Source organism: Crocosphaera sp. UHCC 0190, from assembly GCF_034932065.1.
In the GTDB taxonomy this organism is placed as follows: Bacteria; Cyanobacteriota; Cyanobacteriia; order Cyanobacteriales; family Microcystaceae; genus UHCC-0190.
Map to the genome: position 1 here is coordinate 88,528 of NZ_JAYGHP010000007.1, position 25,477 is coordinate 114,004.

At 38.0% G+C, this 25,477-nt stretch carries 25 protein-coding genes; 7 read left to right on the top strand and 18 right to left on the bottom strand.

Features of this window, described 5'->3' with window-relative positions:
- Nucleotides 1-6: 6 nt before the first annotated feature.
- Entirely contained in the window at nt 7-1,368 is a 1,362-nt protein-coding gene (gene rppB, locus VB715_RS11980) for a two-component system sensor histidine kinase RppB (RefSeq protein WP_323301445.1), read from the top strand.
- A 43-nt stretch (nt 1,369-1,411) separates the two neighbouring features.
- Here the strand turns inward: rppB and VB715_RS11985 are convergent, their stop codons facing one another.
- Together VB715_RS11985 and VB715_RS11990 are read right to left on the bottom strand one after the other, a co-directional pair.
- Nucleotides 1,412-2,869, bottom strand: a complete 1,458-nt coding sequence (locus VB715_RS11985; protein ID WP_323301446.1) for a carotenoid oxygenase family protein — start codon at nt 2,867-2,869, stop codon at nt 1,412-1,414.
- 11 nt (nt 2,870-2,880) lie between these two features.
- Nucleotides 2,881-3,381 (bottom strand): alpha/beta hydrolase, encoded by a 501-nt coding sequence (locus VB715_RS11990; protein ID WP_323301447.1) that lies wholly within the window; start codon nt 3,379-3,381, stop codon nt 2,881-2,883.
- A 212-nt stretch (nt 3,382-3,593) separates the two neighbouring features.
- Here VB715_RS11990 and VB715_RS11995 point away from each other — a divergent pair, with 212 nt between their 5' ends.
- The 3 genes from VB715_RS11995 to VB715_RS12005 are packed head-to-tail and all read left to right on the top strand — an operon-like array spanning nt 3,594 to nt 4,538.
- A complete protein-coding gene (locus VB715_RS11995) occupies nt 3,594-3,884 on the top strand; it encodes a cupin domain-containing protein (RefSeq protein ID WP_323301448.1) in 291 nt (96 codons plus the stop codon).
- A 48-nt stretch (nt 3,885-3,932) separates the two neighbouring features.
- Nucleotides 3,933-4,304: a DUF2237 domain-containing protein gene (locus tag VB715_RS12000; protein WP_323301449.1), complete on the top strand. Its 372-nt coding sequence runs from the start codon at nt 3,933-3,935 to the stop codon at nt 4,302-4,304.
- A gap of 15 nt (nt 4,305-4,319) precedes the next feature.
- The gene (locus tag VB715_RS12005) at nt 4,320-4,538 is read left to right on the top strand and encodes a hypothetical protein (protein ID WP_323301450.1); all 219 of its coding nucleotides are present in this window, start codon (nt 4,320-4,322) and stop codon (nt 4,536-4,538) included.
- A gap of 227 nt (nt 4,539-4,765) precedes the next feature.
- On the opposite strand, the gene ilvN is transcribed toward VB715_RS12005, so the two are convergent.
- Both ilvN and VB715_RS12015 read right to left on the bottom strand, forming a co-directional pair.
- Entirely contained in the window at nt 4,766-5,287 is a 522-nt protein-coding gene (gene ilvN / locus VB715_RS12010; RefSeq protein ID WP_323301451.1) for an acetolactate synthase small subunit, read from the bottom strand.
- A gap of 140 nt (nt 5,288-5,427) precedes the next feature.
- Nucleotides 5,428-6,186: a response regulator transcription factor gene (locus VB715_RS12015; RefSeq protein WP_323301452.1), complete on the bottom strand. Its 759-nt coding sequence runs from the start codon at nt 6,184-6,186 to the stop codon at nt 5,428-5,430.
- Nucleotides 6,187-6,282: 96 nt separating this feature from the next.
- Here VB715_RS12015 and VB715_RS12020 point away from each other — a divergent pair, with 96 nt between their 5' ends.
- Nucleotides 6,283-7,029: a creatininase family protein gene (locus VB715_RS12020; RefSeq protein ID WP_323301453.1), complete on the top strand. Its 747-nt coding sequence runs from the start codon at nt 6,283-6,285 to the stop codon at nt 7,027-7,029.
- A 185-nt stretch (nt 7,030-7,214) separates the two neighbouring features.
- Here VB715_RS12020 and VB715_RS12025 read toward each other — a convergent pair whose 3' ends face one another.
- The gene (locus tag VB715_RS12025) at nt 7,215-8,984 is read right to left on the bottom strand and encodes an ABC transporter substrate-binding protein (RefSeq protein ID WP_323301454.1); all 1,770 of its coding nucleotides are present in this window, start codon (nt 8,982-8,984) and stop codon (nt 7,215-7,217) included.
- A 149-nt stretch (nt 8,985-9,133) separates the two neighbouring features.
- Between VB715_RS12025 and VB715_RS12030 the strand changes: the two genes are divergently transcribed.
- The gene (locus VB715_RS12030) at nt 9,134-9,361 is read left to right on the top strand and encodes a hypothetical protein (RefSeq protein WP_323301455.1); all 228 of its coding nucleotides are present in this window, start codon (nt 9,134-9,136) and stop codon (nt 9,359-9,361) included.
- A gap of 13 nt (nt 9,362-9,374) precedes the next feature.
- Here the strand turns inward: VB715_RS12030 and VB715_RS12035 are convergent, their stop codons facing one another.
- Together VB715_RS12035 and VB715_RS12040 are read right to left on the bottom strand one after the other, a co-directional pair.
- Nucleotides 9,375-10,400, bottom strand: coding sequence for an ABC transporter permease (locus VB715_RS12035; protein ID WP_323301456.1), 1,026 nt, complete (start codon nt 10,398-10,400; stop codon nt 9,375-9,377).
- A gap of 36 nt (nt 10,401-10,436) precedes the next feature.
- Nucleotides 10,437-10,715, bottom strand: a complete 279-nt coding sequence (locus VB715_RS12040; protein WP_323301457.1) for a citramalate synthase — start codon at nt 10,713-10,715, stop codon at nt 10,437-10,439.
- Nucleotides 10,716-10,930: 215 nt separating this feature from the next.
- On the opposite strand from VB715_RS12040, the gene VB715_RS12045 reads away from it, so the two are divergent.
- Entirely contained in the window at nt 10,931-11,383 is a 453-nt protein-coding gene (locus tag VB715_RS12045) for a hypothetical protein (RefSeq protein WP_323301458.1), read from the top strand.
- A gap of 78 nt (nt 11,384-11,461) precedes the next feature.
- Here the strand turns inward: VB715_RS12045 and VB715_RS12050 are convergent, their stop codons facing one another.
- From VB715_RS12050 to ribD, 11 genes are all read right to left on the bottom strand, one after another.
- On the bottom strand, nt 11,462-12,076 hold the full coding sequence (locus VB715_RS12050; RefSeq protein ID WP_323301459.1) for a DUF938 domain-containing protein: 615 nt from the start codon (nt 12,074-12,076) through the stop codon (nt 11,462-11,464).
- 3 nt (nt 12,077-12,079) lie between these two features.
- The gene (locus VB715_RS12055; protein WP_323301460.1) at nt 12,080-12,616 is read right to left on the bottom strand and encodes a hypothetical protein; all 537 of its coding nucleotides are present in this window, start codon (nt 12,614-12,616) and stop codon (nt 12,080-12,082) included.
- Nucleotides 12,613-13,305: an orotidine-5'-phosphate decarboxylase gene (pyrF, locus tag VB715_RS12060; RefSeq protein ID WP_323301461.1), complete on the bottom strand. Its 693-nt coding sequence runs from the start codon at nt 13,303-13,305 to the stop codon at nt 12,613-12,615. The genes VB715_RS12055 and pyrF overlap by 4 nt, the downstream gene beginning before the upstream one ends.
- A 116-nt stretch (nt 13,306-13,421) precedes the next feature.
- Nucleotides 13,422-13,541 carry a photosystem II protein Y gene (locus tag VB715_RS12065; protein ID WP_323301462.1) on the bottom strand — a complete coding sequence of 40 codons (120 nt, stop codon included), beginning with the start codon at nt 13,539-13,541 and terminating at the stop codon, nt 13,422-13,424.
- Nucleotides 13,542-13,640: 99 nt separating this feature from the next.
- Entirely contained in the window at nt 13,641-14,891 is a 1,251-nt protein-coding gene (locus VB715_RS12070; protein ID WP_323301463.1) for a competence/damage-inducible protein A, read from the bottom strand.
- A gap of 14 nt (nt 14,892-14,905) precedes the next feature.
- Nucleotides 14,906-15,433, bottom strand: a complete 528-nt coding sequence (pyrR, locus tag VB715_RS12075; RefSeq protein ID WP_323301464.1) for a bifunctional pyr operon transcriptional regulator/uracil phosphoribosyltransferase PyrR — start codon at nt 15,431-15,433, stop codon at nt 14,906-14,908.
- 29 nt (nt 15,434-15,462) lie between these two features.
- Nucleotides 15,463-17,454, bottom strand: a complete 1,992-nt coding sequence (locus VB715_RS12080; RefSeq protein WP_323301465.1) for a potassium channel family protein — start codon at nt 17,452-17,454, stop codon at nt 15,463-15,465.
- Between the two features lie 242 nt (nt 17,455-17,696).
- Nucleotides 17,697-21,176 (bottom strand): transcription-repair coupling factor, encoded by a 3,480-nt coding sequence (mfd, locus tag VB715_RS12085; protein ID WP_323301466.1) that lies wholly within the window; start codon nt 21,174-21,176, stop codon nt 17,697-17,699.
- A gap of 215 nt (nt 21,177-21,391) precedes the next feature.
- Complete coding sequence (locus VB715_RS12090) at nt 21,392-22,759, bottom strand: (Fe-S)-binding protein (RefSeq protein ID WP_323301467.1); 1,368 nt, start codon at nt 22,757-22,759, stop codon at nt 21,392-21,394.
- Between the two features lie 34 nt (nt 22,760-22,793).
- Complete coding sequence (locus VB715_RS12095; RefSeq protein ID WP_323301468.1) at nt 22,794-24,101, bottom strand: FAD-binding oxidoreductase; 1,308 nt, start codon at nt 24,099-24,101, stop codon at nt 22,794-22,796.
- Nucleotides 24,102-24,167: 66 nt separating this feature from the next.
- A complete protein-coding gene (gene ribD / locus VB715_RS12100; protein WP_323301469.1) occupies nt 24,168-25,259 on the bottom strand; it encodes a bifunctional diaminohydroxyphosphoribosylaminopyrimidine deaminase/5-amino-6-(5-phosphoribosylamino)uracil reductase RibD in 1,092 nt (363 codons plus the stop codon).
- Nucleotides 25,260-25,477: the final 218 nt, after the last annotated feature.

Below are 25,477 nucleotides of genomic sequence, written 5' to 3' on the forward strand. Positions count from 1 at the left end.
ATACTCATGGAACAAGAAAAAACATATTTCCCTTTATTTCAACAAACACAGAGACGTTTAGCAAGTTGGTATGTTGGAATTATTAGTATTGTTTTGATAATTCTGGGTTTTGGGGTTTATGAAGCAATTATTCATGCTCATCAGATTACCATTGAAAAAGAATTAAAAACTATTGCAGGAACCCTACATGATAGTTTTGAACCGATGCTTGATCAACCGGGAATATTAGAGGATGAAGTTATTCAATTAATGCCTAATTTGTGTCGGGTTAATAATCCTTGTATTTCTAAAAATAATCTTTCTAATTATCGTTTGGGGGCAATTGAGAAGGGTCAATATTATTTACACCTGTTTGATCTTTCTGGTAACTTAGTCGCCTTTAACGGACAACAACCAAAAGGATTACCAATTGAAAAACATCAAAAACAACAGGAAATTTTAAAAGATAGTCAACAAAAACGTTATTTACAAATCTCCTATATGTTACATAATAGAAAGGGGGAAAATTGGGGATATCTTCAAGTTGTTAGAAGTCTTGAAGATTTTGATAATTATCTAAAAAATGTTGCTATAATATTACTGTTGGGATTGCCTTTAGCGATTCTTTTAATTGGGGCTTCTGCTTGGATATTAACAGGCTTAACCATGAAACCTGTCTCCCAATCCTATCGTCAAATTCAACAATTTACGGGGGATGCGGCCCATGAATTAAGAACACCTTTAGCGGCAATTCGTGCTACAGTAGAATCTCATTTAATGAGTTCAACCTTAACAGAAAAAGAAGCAAAAGAGACCTTATCTATCTTAGGACGACAAACCCAAAGATTATCTATTTTAGTCGCTGATTTATTGATGTTATCTCGTTTAGATTGGCAGTTAACATCCAACTCTATTAATATTAAATATGAGAAAATTTGTCTTAATAATCTCATTAGTGATGTCCTAGAAGAATTAGCATCTCTGGCAATATCATTAGATGTTTTACTACAAGCAGACATCAGGGTTAATTATCCCTTAGAAATCCTAGGAAATACCGAACAAATTTATCGTTTACTTTTTAATTTAGTGGTTAATGGGATTCAATATACTTCCAAGGGAGGGAAAGTAATAATAATTTTAGAAAGAAATAATAAATTAGCGATAATTAAAGTAAAAGATACGGGAATTGGTATTAATTCACAAGCATTAAAACATATTTTTGAAAGGTTTTATCGAGTTGATCAAGGTCGTTCGAGAAAAGAAGGAGGTTCGGGTTTAGGGTTATCTATTGCTCAAGCGATCGCGGAAGCTCATCACGGTAAAATTGAAGTGAGAAGTGAAGTTAACAAAGGTAGCTTATTCATCCTTCAACTGCCTATAAATGTCTGAGAAACAAATAGTAGGGATAATTCATGAATTGCCCCTACAAATTCTAACTTATCCAGTTACCATGAAACCCACTAGGAACCCGTACAGGTAAATGGACAGTTGCGATGGGTTCTTGTTCAAAATTAGCAGGATCAATAATTAATAAATCACTGGTATTTGTATTTTCATTGTAAACAAAAGTGACCACATAGCCATCTAATTCACCAGTTTTATTGGGGTGGGGAATAAAGGAAGCTTCTCCGCAATAACAACCTGGTTTCAGTTGATGAGTTTTATGATTTTGGTTAACCATATCATATTGAATTAAAGCAGGAAAATAGCCAATAGTTTGTTTTTTAGCGAGTAAGTTATTGTCAATATAAGGGGTATAACCAAAGCGATAGGGTTGTCCCATTCTACGACTATCAATAACAGGAAATTCAATGGAATGATCATCAATAGATCTTTGATTAATTTGATGACTTTTTAAATCAATAGTCATTCTTTGTAGATTAGACTTATTAGATGAAATTGCTTCTAGATTGGTTTCTAGGTTCATTTTAGAATAGTGAACAAAATCAATTGTTAATTGATTATCCTTTTCAAAGGAATTCATAAAATGCCATAGCCAAAATGCTCCTATTTTCAGATAAATAGGTTTTTTTTCAGGATGATGACGATCAACTAAAATAATGGTTGTTCCCCCTTCAGGTTCCCAAGTAAAAGGGGTATTATTTGCCTTTGCTTTTTCCAGATTAAAAACCAAAGGACAGTCAAAGAAAATGGCATAATTTTCAGTGAGTGCCATATCATGTATCAGGACAGGTTTTGCAATTTCAATCGGATAATTTCTAATAATTTTTCCTTGTTTATCAGCAATATAATAATGTAAATAAGGTGAATTAAAAAATGAATAACGATAGAAATGTAATTCTCCTGTGGTATGATCGATTTTGGGATGGGCTGTCATGGACTGTTCTAAATTTCCCTGGAAATTCCATTCTCCAACTGTTTCTAATTCTTGAGTTATTTCATAGGGTAAACCAATCTCATATAAAGCCAAAAGTTTGCCCCCATGGGACATGATATTTGTATTTGCATAATTCTTAAATTTTAATTCATCAAGTTCTTTTCCTTCAAACCTTTCATAAGCAAGTCCGCGAGTTTGAATCCAACGATTTTTATAACTAGCTTTTCCATTTTCAAAGGAAATTCCATGTAACATTCCATCCCCTTCTAAGGGATAATTATAAGACTCTGGTTTAAACATGGGATTAGGGCCATTACGAACATACATTCCCCTAATTTCTGGTGGAATTGTTCCCGATACTTTTAAATTAGTAATATCAAGTTCTTGGAAAACTGGGGCATTAATTCCCTTCAAAAAACTATTGTCACTTTTCCAACTTTTGTAAGAACTATATTGTTTATACATGGGTTGAGATTGTACCGGTAAATTATGCAATGCCATCGTTCCCAAAGCGGTTAAGGTAGATTGAATTAAAAAGTCTCTTCTTTTCATAATTTTAACCCTTAAAATTTAGTGTTTTTGAGCATTTTTGTAGCAAGTTGTGTATCAATAGCAATACTATCAGTCGGAAAATTACGCATTACATCGATTGCTGTCCATCCCTCTTTATCCTGATGAATAGCAGCAGAAACTAAGGCCCCACGAATGGCGTAAAATCCATTAGAATTAGGATGGGTACTAAAAATTTGCCCCATACTTTTTAATAAATCTTCCATTAAAGGGGTTCGCAATAAACGGGAAAATCTGACCCCATCAATAGTATGACGTTCCTGTAAAGTTTGACGCAGTTCAATTAAAGTCTGTTCATCAAATTGACTAGCATAAAGAGAAAATTCTTTCGTAATTTTCCCCTCTTTAGCATATACTTCTAAAGAATCAACGGAAAGCGGAAAATTGAAGGGCCCATAAATAAAGTAAATTTTGTCTGCACTTAAAGCAGCTTGTGGAATTAAAGGAATAAGTAATCCCCATAATCCCCAGCAAAAACCAGAAAATTTGCTCATATTTATAACAGTAAATTTTTCTTAACTAATACAATACGGTGAATTTCTAATAACGTTACTGTAAGTCCACAACTAAGGGGCTTGTAATTAATCAAATATTAACAAACCAGCCGGAAAACCCAAATTTCACTGAACCCCTTTACAGATTTTAAGATTAACTTTATAGTTAAAATGTTGGTTAGTTAATTTTGTAACAGAAAAAGCCTTTAAAGATGAGTAATCAAGCAACCACTGCCATTAAGATTGAACATCAACCTAGTGAAGCACGTTTAGAAGAATTAGGGGTTAAAGGTTGGCCTACCTGGAGTAAAGAAGTCTCTATCTTCCCCTGGACTTATGATGAGTCAGAAACCTGTTATTTTCTCGAAGGAGATGTCATTGTCACTCCTGATGGGGAGCAACCCGTTTCGATGGGAAAAGGGGATTTAGTGACCTTTCCTGCTGGAATGTCTTGTACTTGGCATATTCGTGGTGATGTGAGAAAACATTACAAATTTGGCTGATTTATTTAACCTATTTTTGATTACCTAACCATTAAAGGAATTCAAACAATGATAGATGGCAAAAATGTTTTAGGAACGGATTTAAAAGTGTGTTGTACTGATCCCATCACCGGATATTATCGAGATGGATATTGTCGCACAGGGGGTCAAGATTTTGGGGTTCACGTAATTTGCGCTCAAATGACGGCTGAATTTTTAGCCTTTACAAAATTGCAGGGAAATGACTTAAGTACCCCCATGTTAGCCTATAATTTTCCTGGGTTAAAACCAGGCGATCGCTGGTGTTTATGTGCTGAGCGTTGGCAAGAAGCTAAAGATGCAGGGGTTGCTCCTCCTGTGATTTTAGAAGCGACTCATGCGAGAGCTTTAGAAGTTGTGTCCCTCAATGAATTGAAGCAATATGCTTTAAAATATAACTAAATTATTGTAAGTAATATGTCAATTTCTAAACCCGAAATCAAACAACTCTTAGAAAGAGTCATTTTTGAAGAAACTTATCCCCAAGACTGGGTAGAAGATGTTTGGGCTTTAAGTGCCATGCACGGAGACAGTGGGGCAAAATTACTCGATGTTTTTTATGCTTTAATTGAATGTTGTTCAGAGGAACAATTAGAAAATTTATTGCATAATTTATATGAAAAACAACTAAAATAGGACTGACGAAACACCAACATGATTTATGTTTTTTGTAGGGGCAATTCATGAATTGCCCCTAGGGGTAACTTCTATTGGTCAGTCCTGTAAAAATCTAATAAGCAAAATCAACAACTATATACAGTCTAAAGCCTGATACTAAAACAACAAAGGCTGTCTGCACAGCCTAATGATAAGCCCGCGAAGGCGGGCTTTGTCTGTATAGCTGAACCCTTTAGGGTGTAAGCTTAAAATACCTTAGCTTCAAGAGATTTCAGGTATTCAGTATTAACCCGTGATTCGCGGGTTAGGGCAATTTTACCCGTGCGGGCCACTTCCCGAATGCCAAACTTATTTAACATCTGAAAAATTGCCACCATTTTACCAGGGTCGCCAACGACTTCTACGGTGACTGTTTCTTCAGACATATCGACAATTTTCGCTCGAAAAACTTGCACTAATTCCAGCACTTCTGCTCGGTTAGAGGCATTGGCATTGACTTTAATTAACATTAATTCCCGTTCAACACAAGGGGTTTGAGTAATATCATTTACCTTAAGAACATTAATCAATTTGTATAGTTGCTTAGTTAATTGTTCAATGCTATTATCATCTCCAGGAACCACCATGGTGATCCGGGAAACCCCAACTTGTTCAGCCGGCCCTACAGCTAAACTTTCAATATTGAACCCACGACGGGCAAATAAACCAGCGATACGGGTTAAAACTCCCGCTTCATCTTCAACTAAAACAGAAAGAGTGTGTTTCATGGTTATCAAGGGGAAAATCTTCCAGATAGGCAGAAAACTAAGGACAATCACCAAGGCCTTTATCATCCTTTTTCCTTGGACTTTCAGCCTATCATAACAAGGAGAGGAAAGCCCAAAATCTTTAGTTAAAGTATCATTTTTTAGCCAAAACGATAGCCAAACCCCCGTACAGTGATTAAATATTCTGGTTGACCGGGATCTTTTTCTAGTTTCTCCCGTAACCAACGAATATGAACATCAACGGTTTTGGTATCCCCTAAAAAATCTGGCCCCCAAATTTGTTCAATTAATTGATCCCGCGACCAAACACGGCGAGGATAGCTCATAAATAGCTCTAATAAACGATATTCTTTGGGAGAAAGGTTAATTTCTTCCTCTCGAACCACTACCCGACATTCTTCGCTAAATAGGGTAATATCGCGGAACTTTCGCACAGGCGCAGAGGACACATTACTAAAGCCTTGACGACGAATCAAAGCCCGACAACGAGCCACTAATTCCCGCATACTAAAGGGTTTAGTTAAATAATCATCTGCCCCTACTTCTAACCCCAAAACCCGATCAGTTTCACTGGCCTTGGCACTCAGAATTAAAATCGGCACAATATTGCCTTGATAACGCAGTAAACGACAAATATCTAAGCCGTTGACCTGTGGTAACATCAGATCCAAGATCAGCAGATCAAACTCCATATCTGCTGCCTTAGCGTTGTCTTCATCTTGCTGCAATAAATTTAAGGCAGTCCGTCCATCGCTGGCTGTTACGACGGCGTAACCTTCTTCTTCTAGGGCCAGAACAATCATATCTCGAATGACATCTTCATCCTCCACCACGAGAATGCGGTGAGTCCGAACAACAGAGGGGTTAGGGGAATTTTGAGACAAGTCAAAAGACAGCATAATTACTCAACTTTTTCATTCTATGCCAACATATACAACAAAACCGGACGCTGTGGCTGAAAAAGTTTCTTTATTGTTTCTTTATTTTCATTGATTATGTTATTACATCTCAGTACCTGGCAAGAAGTTGAACATTATCTACAAACCAATCAGGGTATCATTATTCCTATTGGTTCAACGGAACAACATGGCCCCACTGGCCTTATTGGGACAGATGCCATCTGTGCAGAGGCGATCGCTAAAGGAGTGGGAGAGGCAACTAATAGCTTGGTGGGGCCGACAATTAATGTCGGGATGGCTTTACATCATACAGCCTTTCCTGGCACCATGAGTTTACGTCCTAGTACCTTAATTCAGGTGATTATTGATTATCTTACCTGTTTAACGGAAGCGGGGTTTACTCGCTATTTTTTTATCAATGGTCATGGGGGCAATATTGCTACGTTAAAAGCGGCTTTTTCAGAGACTTATTATCAGTTATCTCAGCTAAAAATTGCCCAAGCTGCTCAAGTTCATTGTCAGGTGGGTAACTGGTTTATGTGTCGTTCTGTTTATCAAAAAGCGAAGGAATTATATGGCGATCAAGAGGGTTCCCATGCGACTCCATCTGAGGTTGCGTTGACTCAATATGTGTATCCTGATTCTATTAAAAATGCGCCTTTGTCTGCTGATGTGGGGTCAGGATATCCCATTTATGGGGCGGCAGATTTTCGCGCTCATTATCCTGATGGTAGAATGGGATCAAATCCTGCTTTAGCGACTCCTGAACATGGCAAAGAATTCTATGAATTAGCGGTTAAAGAGTTGAGTGAAAGTTATCTTAAATTCTTAGAAGCTGATTAATTAAACCTCTTGCAAAAGTCCCACATAACGAAGATTACCATGGGCCAAAGCCTGGAATTTTCTAACTTTTGCCTTTTGCCTTACTTCTGCAAGAAGTCTAATGTAGGGTGGGCAATGCCCACCTTACTAAGTATAACTAACTGTTTAAATTTATGGTCAAAAGAGAAAGTAGGAGTTAACAATCATTAATTTTGTTCCTCAGTCATATCATTAACCGAAAGTTTCTCAATATTCCAGAATGCACCGCCCAATGGGGAATATTGAATTCCATCAAAACGGTTTCTAACCGCCGCCAAAGAATAAGGATTAACTAAATAAATAAACGGTAAATAGTCTGATACTAATTCTTGGCTTTTATTATAAATTTCTTTGCGCTTTTCTAGGACTAATTCTTGAGATCCTGCAACATATAAAGCTTCGATTTCTTTTTCCCAGTCAGCAAAAACTTGTCCGGTAATAGGTTGACTTCCTGCTTGGGGTTGTTGGTTGAACATATGTAAGTTACCATCCGTGTACCAAATATTAGGTGAATGGGGTTCATTTCCTCCCGTAAATCCGATAATATGTGCCTCCCAATCTAAGGAATTACTAAGTTTATCAACTAAAACATTAAACGCTAAAGGACTAAAATCTACCTGCATTCCTAACTTTCTCAAATCTTCTTTAATTTGGGCCCCCATTGCTTCTCGAATTTTATTGCCAGCATTGGTAATTAAAGTAAACTTGACTTGATTTCCTTTACTATCGAATAATTCTCCCCCTTGATTATATTTAAAACCTTCTTGTAAAAGCAGTTTTTTCGCTTTTGCAGGATCATAATCATACCCCTTTACTGATTTATTATAAAAAGGAGATTGCACAGATTCTTGGGTATTTTGTGGGCCACCCAAACCTCGATAAATATTATTAATAATCCGAGGGCGATCAATCCCGTAAGCGACTGCTTTTCTGAAATTTATATTATTAAACCAAGCGGATTTAATGGGATCAACTAAGGGTTTACCATCCCGTTTACCTTGGTTTAGATTTAAAGACATAAAGGTTGTTCCGTAAGCAGGGCCACCATTATAAACGGTAAAGTTTCCGCGATTTTCTTCCTGTTTTAAGAGAGAAAAATATTCAGGGGTAACACTAATCGAGTCTAAACTTCCTGAGCGAAATTGTAATAAAGCTGTATCGGTAGATTCTACAATTGCCCAAACCACTCTTTCAATATTTGGTAATTGTTGTCCTTCTTGATCTTTTTTCCAATAATAAGGATTTTGCTCAAAAACAATGCGCTGACTGGTCGCATATTCTCTGAGTTTATAAGGGCCATTAACAATAATTTGCTCAGGAGGTGTATCTGTGCCCCAAGTGCTTATAAAGACTGGATTTCCTGCTTTATCTGTTTCTTGAATGGTCTTGCGTAATATATGGGCCGGTAAAATTGGAATACTAGCATTGTCTAAAAAAGGCGCAAAGGGTTCAGTAATTTTAAACTCAATGCGTCGATCATCCAGTTTTTTAATTGTCGGAAAATCTCCCTTTTTACCTACCCTAAAACTATCCCGATAATTATTAGGTATTTTCTCATTCAAATATAAATCATTGTAACTAAAAACGACATCATCAGCCGTTAAAGGTTTTCCATCAGACCATTTTAAACCTTCTCTTAAGGTAAAAATAATGGTCAATTTATCATCGGAAAATTCCCAAGATTCTGCTAAAGCTGGTTCTTTTTCTGCGGTTAAAGGATTTTCGGTAATGAGTCCTTCATAGGTCAAACCAAAAATATTAGGAGATTCTTGAGATAAGACAGCATTAAAGGTTTTAGGATCACTTAAAACTGACAAAACAACTTGATTTTGACTCTCAGATGAAGCACAAGCTGTTAATGATAATAGACATAAACTAATCAAAATAAAGCTTAATGCCCGTCGATAAATTATTTTTATTGTCTCAAAATATTTCATGATTAATAACTAGCAAAGGGTTGATTTATTCCTACTATAACACGATGTTAACAAGCAAATAAGCTTTTGAAAATTAGGATATAATACAAATAGCCTCCTCATTCCCTCGAAGGAATATCTCAAAACAATAGATTTAAGGAGTTTAACCAATGTCAGACCTTGAATTTCACCGAAGATTATCAGCCCTAGAAAGACGACTCAGCAAGCTTGAAGATGGGTATAAAGAATTAGATAACGTAGTAGATCCCAAAGGATGGATCGGAGAAGCTTTTGAGTTACTTGAAAGAGATATCGATGAGGTTAAGCAAAAACTCAATGAAGTGGACGGAAAAATTGATGTCATTCTTCAACATCTGACGGGAATGAATAAAAGTTAATTAAAATCAACTATCAATAACGAATTCGGGGGTCAACATAGGCATTGGCCAAGTCAATTAAAATACTCGCAAAGACAACAATAGCACCAAAAAAGACCATAATTCCTTGCACAGTAGGATAGTCTCTCACTGCGATCGCTTCATATAAACGGTTGCCTAACCCTGGCCAAGAAAAGGTCACTTCTGTTAAGACTGCGCCCCCTAATAAGGCAGCAAAGGTTAATCCTAATACAGTAATCACAGGAATTAAAGCATTTTTCAAAGCATGAGCCAATAAAATTCGTCTTTCGGGGATACCTCTCGCCCTTGCTGCCTCTACATAATCAGCCTGTAAAGTTTGTTTGAGGTTTACCCTAACCATTCGTTCAAAAATTCCACTTAATAATAATCCCAAGGTAAAACAAGGTAGAATTAAATAATAAATGGCCGTAAAAAATTGCCCCAAATTACCACCGAATAAGCTATCAATAGTATAAATTCCGGTTAGTCCATTGGGGGGAACTTGGTCAAGGGGAAAACGAGTTCCCAAAGGAAACCAACGTAATTGGACGGCAAAAATTAATTGTAATAACATTCCCACCCAAAAAATAGGTAAAGAATAGGTAATAATGCCAAATAATCGCCCACCCACATCAATCGCAGTATTCGGACGAGAAGCGGAGAGAATACCTAGACTCACCCCAATAGCAATGGCAATAACCATACTATAAAAAGTCAGTTCAGCAGTCGCAGGGAAATGTTGGGTAATAATTTCCCAAACCGACTGTCCTTGACTGGTAATGGACGTTCCTAAATTCAAACTCAGTAATTGTCCGAGATAGGTGAAATATTGCAGCCATAAGGATTTATTTAAGCCTAAACTTTCCCGTAAAGCTTCTTTTGTGGCTTCAGGGGCGCGATTTCCGAGAATTGCATCGGCTGGATCACCAGGAGTCGCCCGCAGCAGCAAAAACACCAAAGTAACAATTGTCCACACCATTAAGGGGGCCAACAAAAGACGGGCTAAGAGATAATATTGTATGGCTTTAGAACGGGACATTAGCAGTTATGTAAAATACCAAATTTGGTTCTTATTTTACGGGGTTGGTGGCTCATCGTCACTATCTTGCTGAAATATATTTTCGCCAATGCCTAATTCTTGTTTAGAGGATTTCAGTTGTTTCCAAAGGGCTTTAATCTGTTTATAGGCTTGTTCGGATTTAATTTTCCCAGCAGTTTCTAAATTACAAACATAGCTGACTCGTTGGGCAAATTCCTGTAAGTTGGCGTTAAAAACTAAATTTTCGGGTTTCACTTCCCCATGGTAACGACCATGAGGGTAGAAAAATTCATCTTTATCTAAGTTTGAGGACATAAAAGCAGTTTCCTCTGGGGAAAGTTGACAGCGTTAATGATTTCAATGATTACTTATTTTCAGAAAATAGGAGATTAAAAAAATTTAAACTTGACTAGATGAATTAGCTCACTCTATAGTTTTACCATAAATTTTTCTATTTGACACAAATGTTAAGTTAGCATTTATGTTAAGCTATTGGCTATTGATGTGAAGTTCATGAGCCAAAGATATCAATGAAAGCAGCTTATTTAGGTTTAGTAACCCTTCTGAGTACCGTGACCTTAACTGTGCCAATTTCAATGATGGCACAAAATCCCCCAGCAGAAACTTATCAACCTGGTTTTTGGCAACCTGTGGCGCGATTTGATCCCAAGAAACCCGTTGAAGTTAAACTGATTAATAAAACTGAATTATCCTTAGAATATGATTTAACTGACGTAGAATTTGTTAATCCTGATACCCTATCTCCAGGGGAAACGGGAATCCTCAAAAATTTTGGGGACTCTGCTTATATTGTGGTTTACAGCCTTGCTCCACCTAATCCAGAAACTCCCTTTACTCTCAAGTTTAATATTGATGTCACTGACGATAATATTGTCACCGTAACGATTGAAAAAGCCGAACCAAATTTCTTTGGTCATCGTACCTTTAATTTACAAAAAACTGGTGCAATATTTGTTTATTAACTAACCCATTAACAATCATTAAATAGCTTAGAGGATATTTTGTTATCATGTAATTGTGTGTACATATTAGAGATTAAGCTATAGCTTCTCAAAAATAACTGATAAATTATTAGCGGGCATTGTTATCATCTCTTTAAAGATTAACCCTTGATTTTGAGCAACCTTAATGACATCTTCTAAATTGCGAACTCCCCATTCTGGATTTTGACTTTGTAAAGATTCATCAAAAGATTGGTTACTGGGTGCGGTATGTTTTCCCCCTTGTTTATAGGGGCCATATAAATATAAAATTCCCCCTAACGGTAACAAACGGCCTGCCCCTTGCATCAGTCCCAAACAAGATGACCAAGGAGAAATATGAATCATATTAATATTAACAATTGCTGCAATTTTAATCTTTTGTTCTTCAACTTCCCAAACAGAATATTGAGCATTAATATTAAGAGGAGCCTGAAGATTATCCGAGGGAAACTCCTTACTCCAAGCTTCAATACTATCTCTTAACATAGGATTAGGGTCAGAAGGTATCCAATGACGGGGACGTAAAGCCGGGGCAAAAAAGATAGAATGTTCTCCCGTTCCACTGGCAATTTCTAGGATATTTCCTGATGGGGGAAGAACCCTTAATAAGACTTCTAAAATTGCTTCACGGTTACGTTGAGTGGCCGGCGCAAACTGTTTCAAATCATTCATAATTTATTGTGTTAAAACTCCTGCACGACAATCTTTTAACCAAAGACTAATTGCTTGACCGATCGCGCCATTACTGGCATCTTGGGGAGGTAAAGGGGGATCACCTTGTTGTAAATCGGCCAACTGAGAAAAGAGTAACACCGATCGCCAACCATCAGAACTTGGGGTCAAAAATAACCAATAATAATTTTGTAACTCAATGGCTACCTCTGGACTATATTGCCGTTCTAATGTGGTAAAAAACACCTGCTGAGTCTGATCAGGTACAACAGGCTGATATTGTAAATTGGTTAAGGGTAAAGGCTCAAATTCCGGTCTACCTGCAATAATGACATAATTATAAATATCCACCGTGCGATCGCCTCGTCTGGCCCGTTGAGTCACACGATTTGCATAACTAGGTAAATCTTTCAACATCAATGTCATGAGGGTTTCAATATCCGAAGGACAGGCCACCCTGATGATTTTATTTTCAGCATCAACCCTTTCCCCAATGATCAGATTAAGCAGTAATAACAGTCCTAACAGCCAAGGTTTCATAATTCACTGACAATACGTTCCCACGCCATAACAGGATCATCTGCCATTGTAATCGGACGACCAATAACTAGGTAATCTGCCCCTGCTTCTAGGGCGTTTTTGGGAGTCATGATCCGTCGCTGATCTCCTGCTTGGGCCCAAGTGGGACGAACCCCAGGACAGACTAAAATAAAATCTTTGCCACAGACTTGTCTAAGTTGACTGACTTCCTGGGGAGAACACACAGCCCCATGAATGCCGCATTTTTGGGCTAATAAAGCCATCTGTAGGGCGTATTCAGGGAGTTCTAGGGGAATTTTGAGGTCAAAAGCTAAATCCCGCCCATTCAAACTGGTGAGGAGGGTAATGGCTAATAATTGGGGGGGAGAAGGACTGTCTGCAATGGCTTCTATTGCCGCTTTTAAAGCATTTTGACCGGCCGTGGCGTGAAGGGTGAGCAAATCTACTCCATAGTGACTGGCCGAACGACAGGCCCCGGCCACAGTGTTGGGGATATCATGAAATTTCAGGTCTAAAAAAATGCGTTTTTGACGATTTTTGAGGTATTTAAGAATGTCCGGCCCAGCAGCGACAAATAATTCTAAGCCAACTTTCCAAAACGTCACTTGAGGAAGTTGCTCAACCAGGGCGATCGCAGATTCTTGACTAGGGACATCTAAAGGAACAATCAGGCGATCGGCAGGGGACATGGGGATAAATAACGAAGATTTTCTGCAAAATAACTTAAAAAGGGAAGTTTCCGCTATTCAGTCCAGGGACTTGCAACAGTTTAACCTCCCTTGTAACGGTTCTTAATAATCGAAAATTAGCTTTCTTTGCTGAGAAACTTTTGAACTTGTCCAATAGCAGCAGCAGCAATATTAAAAGCTGCCCAACTAGCAGCAATGAGAAGGGGAGTAACAACGACTAAAACACGCCAATCCATCTTTCTAGTTTCCTCTTGTTTAATTGTTATGGAACTTTAATGAAAATTTTATCTCATCCATATTACCACCAAGGGGCAATTTTCTGCCTTTTCTGTCCACTACCTAACTAATATTTTTCGTCGTAATTGATCTAAAGCAGTACACTCACTCAAATAGCGAATAGAGGAGCGATCGCGGGTATCTCCAAACCGACATTCAATACTCTCCACTTTGCCATCAGGATCAGCAATACCAAGGTAAACTAATCCTACAGGTTTGGTTTCTGTCCCCCCTTCTGGCCCAGCAATTCCGGTTGTACTTAGTCCCCAGGATGTGCCTAATTTTTCTTTAACCCCTAAAGCCATCTGTTGCGCTACGGTATCACTAACGGCCCCATACTCGGCTAAATCTTCTGATTTCACCCCTAATAGGGACATTTTCACGCGATTATCATAGGCAATGACCCCACCCCAAAAATAGTCAGAACTTCCTGCTATCGTGGTAAACATTGCCCCCAAACCGCCTCCTGTGCAAGATTCAGCAACGGATACCGTTTCTTGATTTTCCCGCAATAATTTCCCCACTACCTCAGCAATGGTGTCATCATCTTGCCCAAAATAGTCTAATCCGGCGATTTTTTTGATTTCTTCGGCAACGGGATCAAAGAGGGCGATCGCTTCTGCTTCTGAGGCGGTTTTTGCACATATCCGCAAACGAACTTCTCCGACAGAGGCGTAGGGGGCAACGGTAGGATTAGTTAAATTAAATAAATGGTTAACTTTGGCCGCTAAGGCTGACTCGCCAATGCCCCGAAAACGCAACATTCGGCTAAAAATGATTTCTTTGCCCCAACCTTGGCTTTTGAGGTAGGGAACCGCCGTTTCTGCCCACATCCGCTTCATTTCTGAGGGGACTCCAGGGAAAGTCATGATGGTTAAATGGGGGATTGGTTGCCAAATCATCCCTGGGGCCGTTCCTCCAGGGTTCGGTAAAATAGTGGCCCCTTGGGGAAGTAAAGCCTGTTTACGGTTATTATCGGTCATTTCTCTCCCCCTTGCCGCAAATTTGCCTTGAATATCCTCAATAATTTCTGGTTTTTCTTCTAAGGGGGTGTTAAAAAGCTGAGCAATCGTTTCCGTTGTCAGATCATCTGGGGTTGGCCCTAAACCTCCAGTAAACAGTAAAATAGAAGCCCGTTTACTAGCAATATTAATCACTTCTTGTAAGCGAATGGGATTATCACCAACCACTGTTTGATAATAATGGGGAATGCCTAAACTGGCTAATTCTTTGGCTAAAAATTGCACATTGGTATTAACAATGTCCCCTAACAAAAGTTCCGTTCCCACGCAAATAATTTCTGCACTCATAAGATGTAATATAATTATTCCTTTATTAACTCTACGGCATCTCGGCCATCTGTTGCTTGGAGATAAACTTTTACCTGTTCTTTTGACGCTGTTGGCAGTTTTTTTCCGGTAAAATCAGGGTGAATGGGTAATTCTCGATGGCCCCTATCGACTAAAACTAATAAACGAATACATTGGGGTCTTCCATACTCACTGACAGCATTTAACGCGGCCCGCATGGTACGACCTTTATAGATAACATCATCCACTAATATGACAGTTTTTCCCGTTAAATTAAAGGGAATTTTTGTCTTAGCAGGGGTACGGGTTTTAATGCGATCTAAATCATCTCGATAAAAGGTGACATCAATGGCCCCGACGGGAACTTTTATTCCTTCTAACATCTCAATTTGTTGGGCCAACATTTCGGCTAAGGGAACCCCTCTCGTATAAATTCCCAGTAATACAATATCAGAAAGATCTCCTGATTTTTCGAGAACTTGAGAAGCTAAACGGGTAAGAATACGGCGAATTTGTTCAGTAGAAAGGATCTTTTTGATCATCCTATCTCCTTAGATTAATAATAAGAATTTTATTCTATCAATTTTGCTTCGACTCGTAATTTATTTAATTCCCTAACCAGTCTTTCCCCTTGATGATTGTACAGGGGAACTGATAAAGTGGCGGGTAATTCTTTCATCAGGTTTCGCGCCATAATTAAAGAACAACCAGAAATCCTGGCGATCGCATTGGCCCCTTCAAAGGCCGCATCTTCATTTGCTGCTTTTTCGACGTAAATGCGCCATTGTTTTGATTTAATGGCTAGTCGCCCTTGTTCAATACATCTTAACCCATCAATGGTGGCTAAAACAATTAAGCGATCGCCGACAGACAAGCGTATATCATAGTATGGCATCAAATTAGAGGAATTGGGGGGCTTTTGATGCAAGATAGGAATGACTCCATAACCATAGGCTACCTCAGCTAATAACAGCCCGTTTAAGGTGTCTCCGGCTTCAATTTGATATTCTGTCACCAAAATGGTTTGGTTATCCAGACGAAATATAGTTAAAATATTCTCGCCAAATGCTGCCCCGGCAAACACTTCTGCGGCGACTCCATAGGCCCCAATAATTTGCGCTTGGGGTAAAATTTGCATAAGATGCTGCCCTAATTGTTGCCCGGCAGTACGGATGATTATATGAGTATGAGGGTTTAGCTTTTTGGCCATCAAAGCGACTTCTAGGTTGAGAATTTCATCATCAGTGACAACCACAATACTTTTTGCTGTGGCAAGATTAGCTTGGGGTAAAATATCTTGAAGATTACCTGAAATGAGGGGCATTTGGGATAATATTCCCGAATCATTATTATCTAGTTTAAAAGTAATTCCCAAAAAAGTTTGTTTAAATTCTTTTAATAATGTAGCGACTTGTTTTCCCACTCTTCCCATTCCCACAATGACGATATGATTTTGTTGGGGAATGGGGAGACGATGCTGTGTAAATTGGAATTTTGCTGATAATAATGCTTCTGTTAAGAGGGCATATAAAACCCCGACAAAAGCTGTTCCTGCTAAAGTCAACCCCAAGCTAAATAATTGTAACCAAGCCGGAATATCATCGATTTCTCTCAATTCTCCAAATAAGTCAGAATAGCCCCCTAATAATAAGATCATTGTCGCTAAAAATGCAGAAAGAAAAGTAGATTCTCCATAATAATTGTGAATTAAAATAGTTCCTATGAACAATAAAAGTAAAACAATTCCCCCACTTATGAGGGCAACTAATCTAATATATTGTCGTCCTTTTTTCCAGAGACGAGACAGCGATCGCTTAATTTTGTTTCTCCAATTTTGGGTTATTGGAGAAGTTTGAGCAGACATAAAAGCTGTAATTTCTGACTGCATTGTCAGGGTGTCCGCACTTTCAATATAAGTAACAATATCTCCTGGTTGTAATATGGTTTCTGGGTTCCACTGATGAAATAAGCCACTAAATTTTGGGGTTCCTTCTTGATAAGATAGTAAGCGACGAGTACGACTATTTAATTCATGAAGATGACGAACATAACACCAGTTATCTTTAGGTTTAAGATGACGTTCAATCACTCTTAAACGTTTTCCATCTAGGGTAAAAAAGCCCCTAATTTCTGTTCCTAATGCGGCGATAGCAAAAGCAGATGCGGGAAGTTGAGTGGGTTCATAAGCAATAAAATTCCCTAATTGTTCTTGTAATAAACTATTGAGATTGTCTTTGCCAGAACGAACAATTAAGCGAGTTTTAGGATTTAATTGACGAATTGCCAAAGCGGTTTCAATATTAACTTGTTCATTGGTTGTTACTAATAAAGCAGCGCGACATTGTTCAATTTTTGCTTGTTTTAAAACTCGATTTTGTCGGCAGTCTGCAATAATTAAATCATCTAATAATTCAGGTATTTGAGGAATTTCCCAGCTTGGGGGTTCTATTAATTCAATGGCAATTACTTTCACCCCAAACTCTTTTAGAGACAAGACACAATGTTGTCCTAAACTACCTAATCCACAGACTAAAAAGTGATCTTCTATAATTGGCTGTATCATTTTAGTTGCAGGAGAAATCTATTATTTAAGTATTATGAGGGACTAAGAGTAACGAATAGATTGAAAAAATACACCTATGCCAAAAGTTACATTGTGGGCGCAGGTTCCTTGCGCCCCTACAGTGGGATAAATTCCGTTTTTGTAGGGGCGTATGGCATACGCCCTTTTAGGGTAGAGGAAAGATTAACCATCTACAAAATCTCCACCGGTAAATTTTCAATTGGGGAAAATTCAATGGTTACTTATTCTTCAACATCAGGAACAATTGCTTTCATCTTACCTAACCATTCAATTAAATTTTCTAATTGTTTATTCGGTTTAATCAATGCTAATCCTCTTATTGTAACTTTTTTGGGGCTATAAATAAAGCGTGACTGCAAATGATTTGGTAAATTTTCTTGTAATAGTTTCCAAGCGGGTTCTTCCATAGGTGTTTCTAAAACAATGTGCTGTTTACTTTCAATTTTAATGCGAGAAAATCCCAAGGATTTTGCTAATTGTTTTAATTCAATTACTTGTAATAATTGTTCTACTGGAGAGGGAAGTTTACCATAACGATCTGTCCAGTCTGCTGCAATTTGTACTAAATCTGCTTTGGAATTAGCCGTAGAAATTGCACGATAAGCAGACATTTTTTGTTCAAGATCAGGAATATAATCAGCCGGAATAAAGGCAGTCAATTGTAAGTCTATTTGGGTTTCTTCAACTTTGGGTATTTCTTGTCCCTGAATTTCTTTGATAGCTTCTTGTAACATTTCCATGTAAAACTCAAAGCCAATGGCTTCTAATTGTCCTGATTGTTCTGCCCCTAATAAGTTCCCAACTCCCCTAATTTCCATATCACGAGTCGCTAATTGATACCCAGATCCCAGTTGACTAAATTCTTGTAATGCTCTTAATCTTTGCCGGGCAGTTTCTGTTATTTCTGCCTTACTCGGATATAATAACCAAGCATGAGCTTGAATGCCTGATCTTCCTACCCTTCCCCTTAATTGATAGAGTTGAGATAAGCCAAATTTTTGAGAATCTTCAACAATAATTGTATTCACCCTAGGAATATCTAATCCTGATTCAATAATCGTCGTACAAACTAAAATATCCCCCTCTCCATTATTAAATTCTAACATGGTTATTTCTAATTCATTGACATCCATTTGACCATGGGCAATTAATACTCTAGCATTGGGAACCATTTGTTTTAATTGTTCCCCAAGTTCGTCAATTCCTTCTACTCTAGGAACTACATAAAATATCTGTCCACCCCGATCTAATTCATTGCGAATAGCGGTTCTAACTACATCAGGATTATAACGAGATAAATGGGTTTTGATGGGGCGACGAGATGGCGGTGGGGTGGTAATTAAGCTCATTTCTCGTATTCCTGAAAGGGACATATATAAGGTTCGAGGAATAGGCGTTGCTGTCAATGTTAAGACATCAACTTGAGCTTTCATTGCTTTTATTTTTTCTTTTTGATTCACCCCAAATCGTTGTTCTTCATCAATCACTAATAACCCTAAATCTTTAAACTTTACCCCTTTTCCTAATAATTGATGAGTACCAACAACAATATCTAATTCTCCCGTTGCTAACCGTTCAACAATGTCTTTTTTTTCCGAATTTGTCCGAAATCTATTTAATAGACCAATATTAATGGGATAGGGGGCAAATCTTTCTTTTAAGGTGTGATAATGTTGTTGGGTTAAAATAGTTGTGGGGGCTAAAAAAACAACCTGTTTATGACCACTGGTAACGGCTTTAAAAATAGCACGAACAGCCACTTCTGTCTTACCAAATCCCACATCTCCACAAACTAATCGATCCATGGGACGATCACTTTCTAAATCAATTTTAACGTCTTGAATTGCCTTTAATTGATCAGGAGTTGGTTGATAGGGAAAAGAGTCTTCTAATTCCTGTTGCCAAGGGGTATCAACCGGATAAGTATACCCCGTATTTTTAGAACGTTTGGCATATAAATTCAACAAATCAACGGCTAATTTCTTGATATTTTTACGGACTCTTTGTTTGGTTTTTTGCCAAGTTTTGCCCGTCATTGTATGAAGTTCTGGCGGTTGGGAACCTGTATGACGATAGCGAGATAAACTATCAAAAGAATCCACCGGAACTCTCAAAAGTCCATCACCATATTCAATCACTAAATATTCACGGGTGGCTAAACTTTCTAGTTTTAAAAATTTACCGATTCCATGACTTTTATGGACAACATAATCCCCTGGACAAAGTTTTTGTAAATCAACTTGTTTAGAGGCAGCGCGGCGACGTTTTCTGATATAAGCTGCAGTAGCTAAAACGTGCTGTCCAAAAAATTCCCTATCGGTGACAACTACAATCCGAAATGTGGGTAAAATAAAGCCTTCTAATTCTGCTAATCCTGAATATTTTAGGGCAATAGCTGTTCCTTGAATATGGGATTTGTCGATACCATGATAATCACGAGGGTTAGGAATAAATTGTGCTGGACAATCATGTTCTTGTAATAAAGAAACGGTACGAGAAGGTTGAGCAGAAATAAGCCAAGTGGTATATTTTTTTAGGCTAATTCCACTATAAATCTCTCGTTTCCCCCTTAATATTTCTGCTAATCTTGCAAACTGATGAGGGGTGGTTGGTAGGGGACGACTGGATAAATCTAACGCCTCTGTATCATTGACTTCTGCTATTTCTGATAAATATAATTTAGGAAAGCTTTCTGCTAATTTTAAGGAGTCTTGAAAAGCTCGATGAATTTTCGGTAATGGTTGTTCTAATTCTTGCCAATTTTCTTCTAGATATTCTAACCAGCGATCACTATGGGATTGACATTGATCCACTTCATCAAAAACACAAAGGGTATTCGGGTTTAAATAATCTAAAATTGACGCAGCTTCCGAAAAAGCAATCCCTAAAAATCTTTGCATTCCTGCCGGGTAATTATAATTTTCTAAAGCTTCTTTTTCTTCATTAGATAGATAATTATCTAATGATTGCTTGCTTTCTTGAATAGTATTTGCTACAATAGAATTAAAGCTAGTAGGTGTTAATAATAATTGCTCAACTTTATCTAAGGAACGTTGGGTAGCCGGATCAAATTCGCGGATTTTTTCGAGTTCATCCCCAAACCATTCTAACCTTACTGGAACTTCTGAAGAAACGGGAAAAATATCAACAATATCTCCCCGACGACTCCATTGCCCCTCAACTTCAACTAGGGCAACTCTTTCATACCCTAATTTAACTAAAATTTCGTCAAGTTCTTGGGATTTATAAGTGATTCCTAGCTGTAAGTTTAAACAATAATTATTAAAAACATCTGGGGGAGGTAAATGGGGTTGTAAGGCTTTTTCTGTCGTGACAATTGCACAATTATTCTGATTAGATTCTTGAAGATTAAGAGCAGATAAAATTTGCATTTGTCCCCAAATCATTTCAGATTCAGGGTTAAAAGGTTCGTAGGGCGATGCTTCTGATGTGGGATAAAAATTAACGGTTTTCCAGCCCATAATCTCTAATTGGGCTGCCCATCTTCCTGCTTCTTCTAGGGTCGCACAAATAACTAATAAATTTTGCTGGTTAACTTGTGCCAAAGCTGAGGAAATTAACCCTTTTGGTAGTCGGTTAATCCCTTTTAATCCCAAATAGTTATTTTTCTTAAGTTTACCTAACAGTTCTTTGGTTAGGGGAGATTTCTGTAGGGTACGAATTAGGGAAGAAAAAACCATAATCAGCTAGGAAGTCGTAATATTTTTAAGGGTAGCACAAGTTTTGTTTATTTCGTGCAAAAACATCAATGATAAACATTAGAGAGCTAAAACGAATTTTAAATGGGTTTTAGCAAGTCAGTAGTTAGTAGGAGCGAATTTTTGACGAAAATTGATGTATTCTAATTAAGAACTTAAACAAAAAGCTTGATTTTTTAGATACAAGATGACAGTCATTAATCTTCTAATTTAATGCCTCTAATAGAATAATCTAATAATTCTATGGGGTGCATTAAACTTATTTTTTTACTTTGCAAGCTTAAATGCTTTTTGATTTGCAATGAACATCCAGGGTTAGGAGAAGCAATTAATTTGGCTCCTGTATTGATTAAATTATTAACTTTTTGTTTGCCTAATTCATCGGCAACCTCTGGTTGTAACATATTATAAACTCCGGCACTGCCACAACATAAAGCAGCATCTATGGGTTCTTTTAAGGTAATTCCTGGTATTTCTTTTAACAGTTGGCGGGGTTGTAAACTGATTTTTTGTCCATGTAAAAGATGACAAGCATCTTGATATACTATGATTAATTCTTCATCAGTTAAAGGAGATAATTGAGTCGTCAACCCAATTTCAGCCAAAAATTCTTGAACGTCTTTAACTTGATTAGAAAATTGCTCACCCTTCTCTTTGTATTCTAAATCATCGGCTAAAATATGACCATATTCTTTTAAGGTATGACCACATCCTGCGGCATTAATAATAATATAATCAACCTCTGTATTAGCAAAGCTATCAATCATCTGTTTGGCTAAGGTTTGAGCTTGTTTTTCTTGTCCTTGGTGTGCCGGTAAAGCAGCACAACATCCTTGGGTTTTCGGAATAACAACTTCACACCCATTTGCCGTTAAAACTCTGACAGTTGCTTCATTAACGGGGGAGAAAAATAACCTTTGAACACATCCTAAAACCATACCTACACGATAACGTTTTTCTCCTTGGGCGGGAATGACATCAGGATAGGTTTGGTTAAAAGATTTTAGGGTAATTTCTGGTAAAATGGAATCCATTGCTGCTAAACGGGGAAAGAAGCGTTTTAACAGTCCAGTAGCGCGAATAATTTTTTGAATTCCTAATTTTTGATACACCCAAAATAAGGGAAGAAAAATTTGTAATCTTTGGGGATAAGGAAAGAGATTAAAAATAATACTTCTAAGGATTTTATCTGTAAAACTTCTGGGTTGGTTTCGTTCAACTTGGGGCCGAGTTGCCGCAATTAAACTATCATATTTTACCCCAGCAGGACAGGTAGAAACACAAGCTAAACAGCCTAAACAACTATCAAAATGTTGGGTTGTGGTTTCATCTAATGCTGCTTCTCCTTTGTTGATAGCATCCATTAAATAAATTCTACCCCTCGGAGAATCCATTTCTTTGCCAATAATGCGATAACTAGGACAGGTTGATAAACAAAATCCACAGTGAACACAAGTATCAATTAATTCTTGTTTGGGGGGATTTTTTGTGTCAAATCCTTTTATTTCTTGTTCTAAAGCTTCTTGAAAATTAAAAGAATTACTCGAATTTTCTGAGAGTTGCATAATGGTGATTAGAGATAATTGTTAATAGAATTGATTAGAGAAAACGCCTTGGACTTAATAAATTATGGGGATCAAATTGTGTTTTAATTTTTTGCATCATGGCTAAAGCATTGCCTTGATAGCCCCAAGGTTCAAATTGTTTTTTGATAGTTTTCTTTGCTTCTAAAATGGTGAGAAATCCTCCGTATTGTTGAGTCAATGATCGCAGTTGTTTTAAAATCCCTAAATTGGGTTCTAAGTCCAGTTTAATATGTCCCACCCCACTACTCAGATTAATCATTCCCCATCCTTTATTTTGGGTTAATTCATCAAGTTTAGCTAACAAGTTTACGACTTGATTTGATTTTACCCCTATTTTGCAGTTTATGGTGATATTTGTGTTAAAAACTCTGATTAAAGATTGTAATTTGTGCCATAGATTTACTTCGATTTCATCTTGATAAAAAGCTGTTTTGAGTCCTAATTTTTCAGCGATCACTTTTACCTGTGTACTTTGTTCTTTGATACTTTCAGGAATGCTTTGAAATCTTACTATTAACCCCATTCCTTCCCCTAAGTCCAAGGTTTTGACCACAGAAGCAGATAAAATGTCCGCAGCAGTTGGTTGGAACCCTGATTTAATAAGGGTTTGAGCCGCTATTTTCAGAGCATTTTCCGTCCCTGTCATGACTAAAGTTCCCGAAGCTTCGGGAATTGGGTACAATCTCAAGGTAATCTCAGTAATGATGCCTAATGTGCCATAAGACCCAGTAAATAACTTCATTAGGTCATATCCTGCCACATTTTTGACAACTTTTCCCCCTGCTTTCGCTATTTTGCCATCCCATCGCACCAAGGACATTCCTAACACTAAATCTCTTATACCCCCGTAACGTTGTCGCCAACTTCCGGTGTCTCCTGTGGCCATAATACCGCCAATGGTAGCATTTTCAGGGTAGGCAGGATCGATGGGCAAAAATTGCTGATGGGGTTGTAAAATAGCCTGTAAATCTGTTAATTTTGTCCCGGCTTCTACGGTAACAGTTAAATCACTCACCGCATGATCAATAATTCGGTTAAGTTTTTGGGTGCTAATAACAAGATTAGCCTGAGAAATTAAACCACCCCAATTTAGTTTACTGCCGTTACCACAGGGAAGCATTGACCATTGATTTTGACTGGCTAATTGAACAATTTTACAGAGAGTTTCAAGATCAGGAGGGGTGATTAAGTATTTTGGATAATGATCATCATAAATCGTAGCTTTTACCCGCTCTTTCCAAAATACGTCTACCATTTCCCAAGGAACAATATAAGAGGAGTCTAACAAGGATTCCAGTTGTGAGGCGATCGCTGTGATCATTAATAATCAATCAAAGAGGTTTAAGGTATTTTATATTGTAGTTAACCTTGGAGTATTTTCCAAAGTTTAACGGTTTGCTAAATATCCTTCAATCAAAATATCTTCATCAACTTGACGAAAACTGACCTCTTTTAACTGTAAAGCATCAGTCATTTTTTCCAAACCCAAATTACCCACAGGAGAAGCAGCAGAAACCCCACCAATAATTTTAGGGGCAATAAAGGCCATAATTTTTTGAATCACCCCATCCGCGATCGCTTCTGCGGCCAAAATGCCCCCACATTCCCACAAAACACTGGATAATTCTCGCTCATAAAGGACATCCATCACCTGAGACGGGGACAAAGGAGATAATTCGATCACTTCCACGCCTTTTTGCCGTAATGTTTCTTGTAAGGTCGGATTTTTACCCCATTCTGTAAACACCAAGGTGGGTGCAACATCAATATTCCAGAGGTTGGCCTCAGTCGGTAAATGAAGGTTACGACTCATCACCACCCGCAACGGGTTAACCCCTGTTACCTGATGAGTAGTTAATTGAGGATTATCCCGTCTTACTGTATTTCCCCCCACAATTACCGCATCACAAGCGGCCCGAATTTGATGTACTATCTGACGAGAGGCCGCCCCAGTTACCCAAGCACTATGGCCTGTAGTAGTGGCAATTTTCCCATCAAGAGTCATGGCATATTTTAAGATCCCAAAAGGCTGCTGATGAATAATACGGTGGATAAACGCCTCATTTAAACGACGACAAGCCCCTTCTTCCACCCCAACAATTACCTCAATACCGGCCTCTCTCAATTTTTCAATACCTTTCCCTGATACCAAGGGATTAGGATCAACCATACCCACCACCACTTTAGCCACCTTAGCGGCGATTAAAGCCTCTGTACAGGGTGGTGTTCGTCCATGATGGTTACAGGGTTCTAAATTGACGTAAACGGTTGCTCCTGCGGCATTTTCCCCCGCATCTCTGAGGGCAAAAATTTCGGCGTGGGGTTCTCCTGCTTTCGGGTGACATCCTTCTCCCACAATTTCCCCATCTTTAACAATTAGTGATCCTACCAGGGGATTAGGAGAGGTGCAGCCCAAAGCTTGACGCGCTAACTCTAAGCAACGCTGCATCATCTTTTGATCAAAGGATTCTGAGTTCATAGATGTATTCAAGGATACAGAAGAAAATCTTAAAATTTGTCAACTTTTGCACAGAAACTTCTAGAATCCCAATTATAAGTGAAAATCCTTAGGTGAGCTTGACGAAATTTCGTTATTATCTGTAGAGTTCATAGATTAAGACTGAGGGAAATGGCTCCTTAAATCATGTTTAAGGTCAAAAGTCAGTCAATCCCAAAGTTCATGATGTTTCAATTAAT

Excerpts from the sequence above, each read along its gene's own strand:
- rppB (WP_323301445.1), top strand. The coding sequence starts at position 7 with ATGGAACAAGAAAAAACATATTTCCCTTTATTTCAACAAACACAGAGA.
- VB715_RS11985 (WP_323301446.1), bottom strand. The coding sequence starts at position 2,869 with ATGAAAAGAAGAGACTTTTTAATTCAATCTACCTTAACCGCTTTGGGA.
- VB715_RS11990 (WP_323301447.1), bottom strand. The coding sequence starts at position 3,381 with ATGAGCAAATTTTCTGGTTTTTGCTGGGGATTATGGGGATTACTTATT.
- VB715_RS11995 (WP_323301448.1), top strand. The coding sequence starts at position 3,594 with ATGAGTAATCAAGCAACCACTGCCATTAAGATTGAACATCAACCTAGT.
- VB715_RS12000 (WP_323301449.1), top strand. The coding sequence starts at position 3,933 with ATGATAGATGGCAAAAATGTTTTAGGAACGGATTTAAAAGTGTGTTGT.
- VB715_RS12005 (WP_323301450.1), top strand. The coding sequence starts at position 4,320 with ATGTCAATTTCTAAACCCGAAATCAAACAACTCTTAGAAAGAGTCATT.
- ilvN (WP_323301451.1), bottom strand. The coding sequence starts at position 5,287 with ATGAAACACACTCTTTCTGTTTTAGTTGAAGATGAAGCGGGAGTTTTA.
- VB715_RS12015 (WP_323301452.1), bottom strand. The coding sequence starts at position 6,186 with ATGCTGTCTTTTGACTTGTCTCAAAATTCCCCTAACCCCTCTGTTGTT.
- VB715_RS12020 (WP_323301453.1), top strand. The coding sequence starts at position 6,283 with ATGTTATTACATCTCAGTACCTGGCAAGAAGTTGAACATTATCTACAA.
- VB715_RS12025 (WP_323301454.1), bottom strand. The coding sequence starts at position 8,984 with ATGAAATATTTTGAGACAATAAAAATAATTTATCGACGGGCATTAAGC.
- VB715_RS12030 (WP_323301455.1), top strand. The coding sequence starts at position 9,134 with ATGTCAGACCTTGAATTTCACCGAAGATTATCAGCCCTAGAAAGACGA.
- VB715_RS12035 (WP_323301456.1), bottom strand. The coding sequence starts at position 10,400 with ATGTCCCGTTCTAAAGCCATACAATATTATCTCTTAGCCCGTCTTTTG.
- VB715_RS12040 (WP_323301457.1), bottom strand. The coding sequence starts at position 10,715 with ATGTCCTCAAACTTAGATAAAGATGAATTTTTCTACCCTCATGGTCGT.
- VB715_RS12045 (WP_323301458.1), top strand. The coding sequence starts at position 10,931 with ATGAAAGCAGCTTATTTAGGTTTAGTAACCCTTCTGAGTACCGTGACC.
- VB715_RS12050 (WP_323301459.1), bottom strand. The coding sequence starts at position 12,076 with ATGAATGATTTGAAACAGTTTGCGCCGGCCACTCAACGTAACCGTGAA.
- VB715_RS12055 (WP_323301460.1), bottom strand. The coding sequence starts at position 12,616 with ATGAAACCTTGGCTGTTAGGACTGTTATTACTGCTTAATCTGATCATT.
- pyrF (WP_323301461.1), bottom strand. The coding sequence starts at position 13,305 with ATGTCCCCTGCCGATCGCCTGATTGTTCCTTTAGATGTCCCTAGTCAA.
- VB715_RS12065 (WP_323301462.1), bottom strand. The coding sequence starts at position 13,541 with ATGGATTGGCGTGTTTTAGTCGTTGTTACTCCCCTTCTCATTGCTGCT.
- VB715_RS12070 (WP_323301463.1), bottom strand. The coding sequence starts at position 14,891 with ATGAGTGCAGAAATTATTTGCGTGGGAACGGAACTTTTGTTAGGGGAC.
- pyrR (WP_323301464.1), bottom strand. The coding sequence starts at position 15,433 with ATGATCAAAAAGATCCTTTCTACTGAACAAATTCGCCGTATTCTTACC.
- VB715_RS12080 (WP_323301465.1), bottom strand. The coding sequence starts at position 17,454 with ATGATACAGCCAATTATAGAAGATCACTTTTTAGTCTGTGGATTAGGT.
- mfd (WP_323301466.1), bottom strand. The coding sequence starts at position 21,176 with ATGGTTTTTTCTTCCCTAATTCGTACCCTACAGAAATCTCCCCTAACC.
- VB715_RS12090 (WP_323301467.1), bottom strand. The coding sequence starts at position 22,759 with ATGCAACTCTCAGAAAATTCGAGTAATTCTTTTAATTTTCAAGAAGCT.
- VB715_RS12095 (WP_323301468.1), bottom strand. The coding sequence starts at position 24,101 with ATGATCACAGCGATCGCCTCACAACTGGAATCCTTGTTAGACTCCTCT.
- ribD (WP_323301469.1), bottom strand. The coding sequence starts at position 25,259 with ATGAACTCAGAATCCTTTGATCAAAAGATGATGCAGCGTTGCTTAGAG.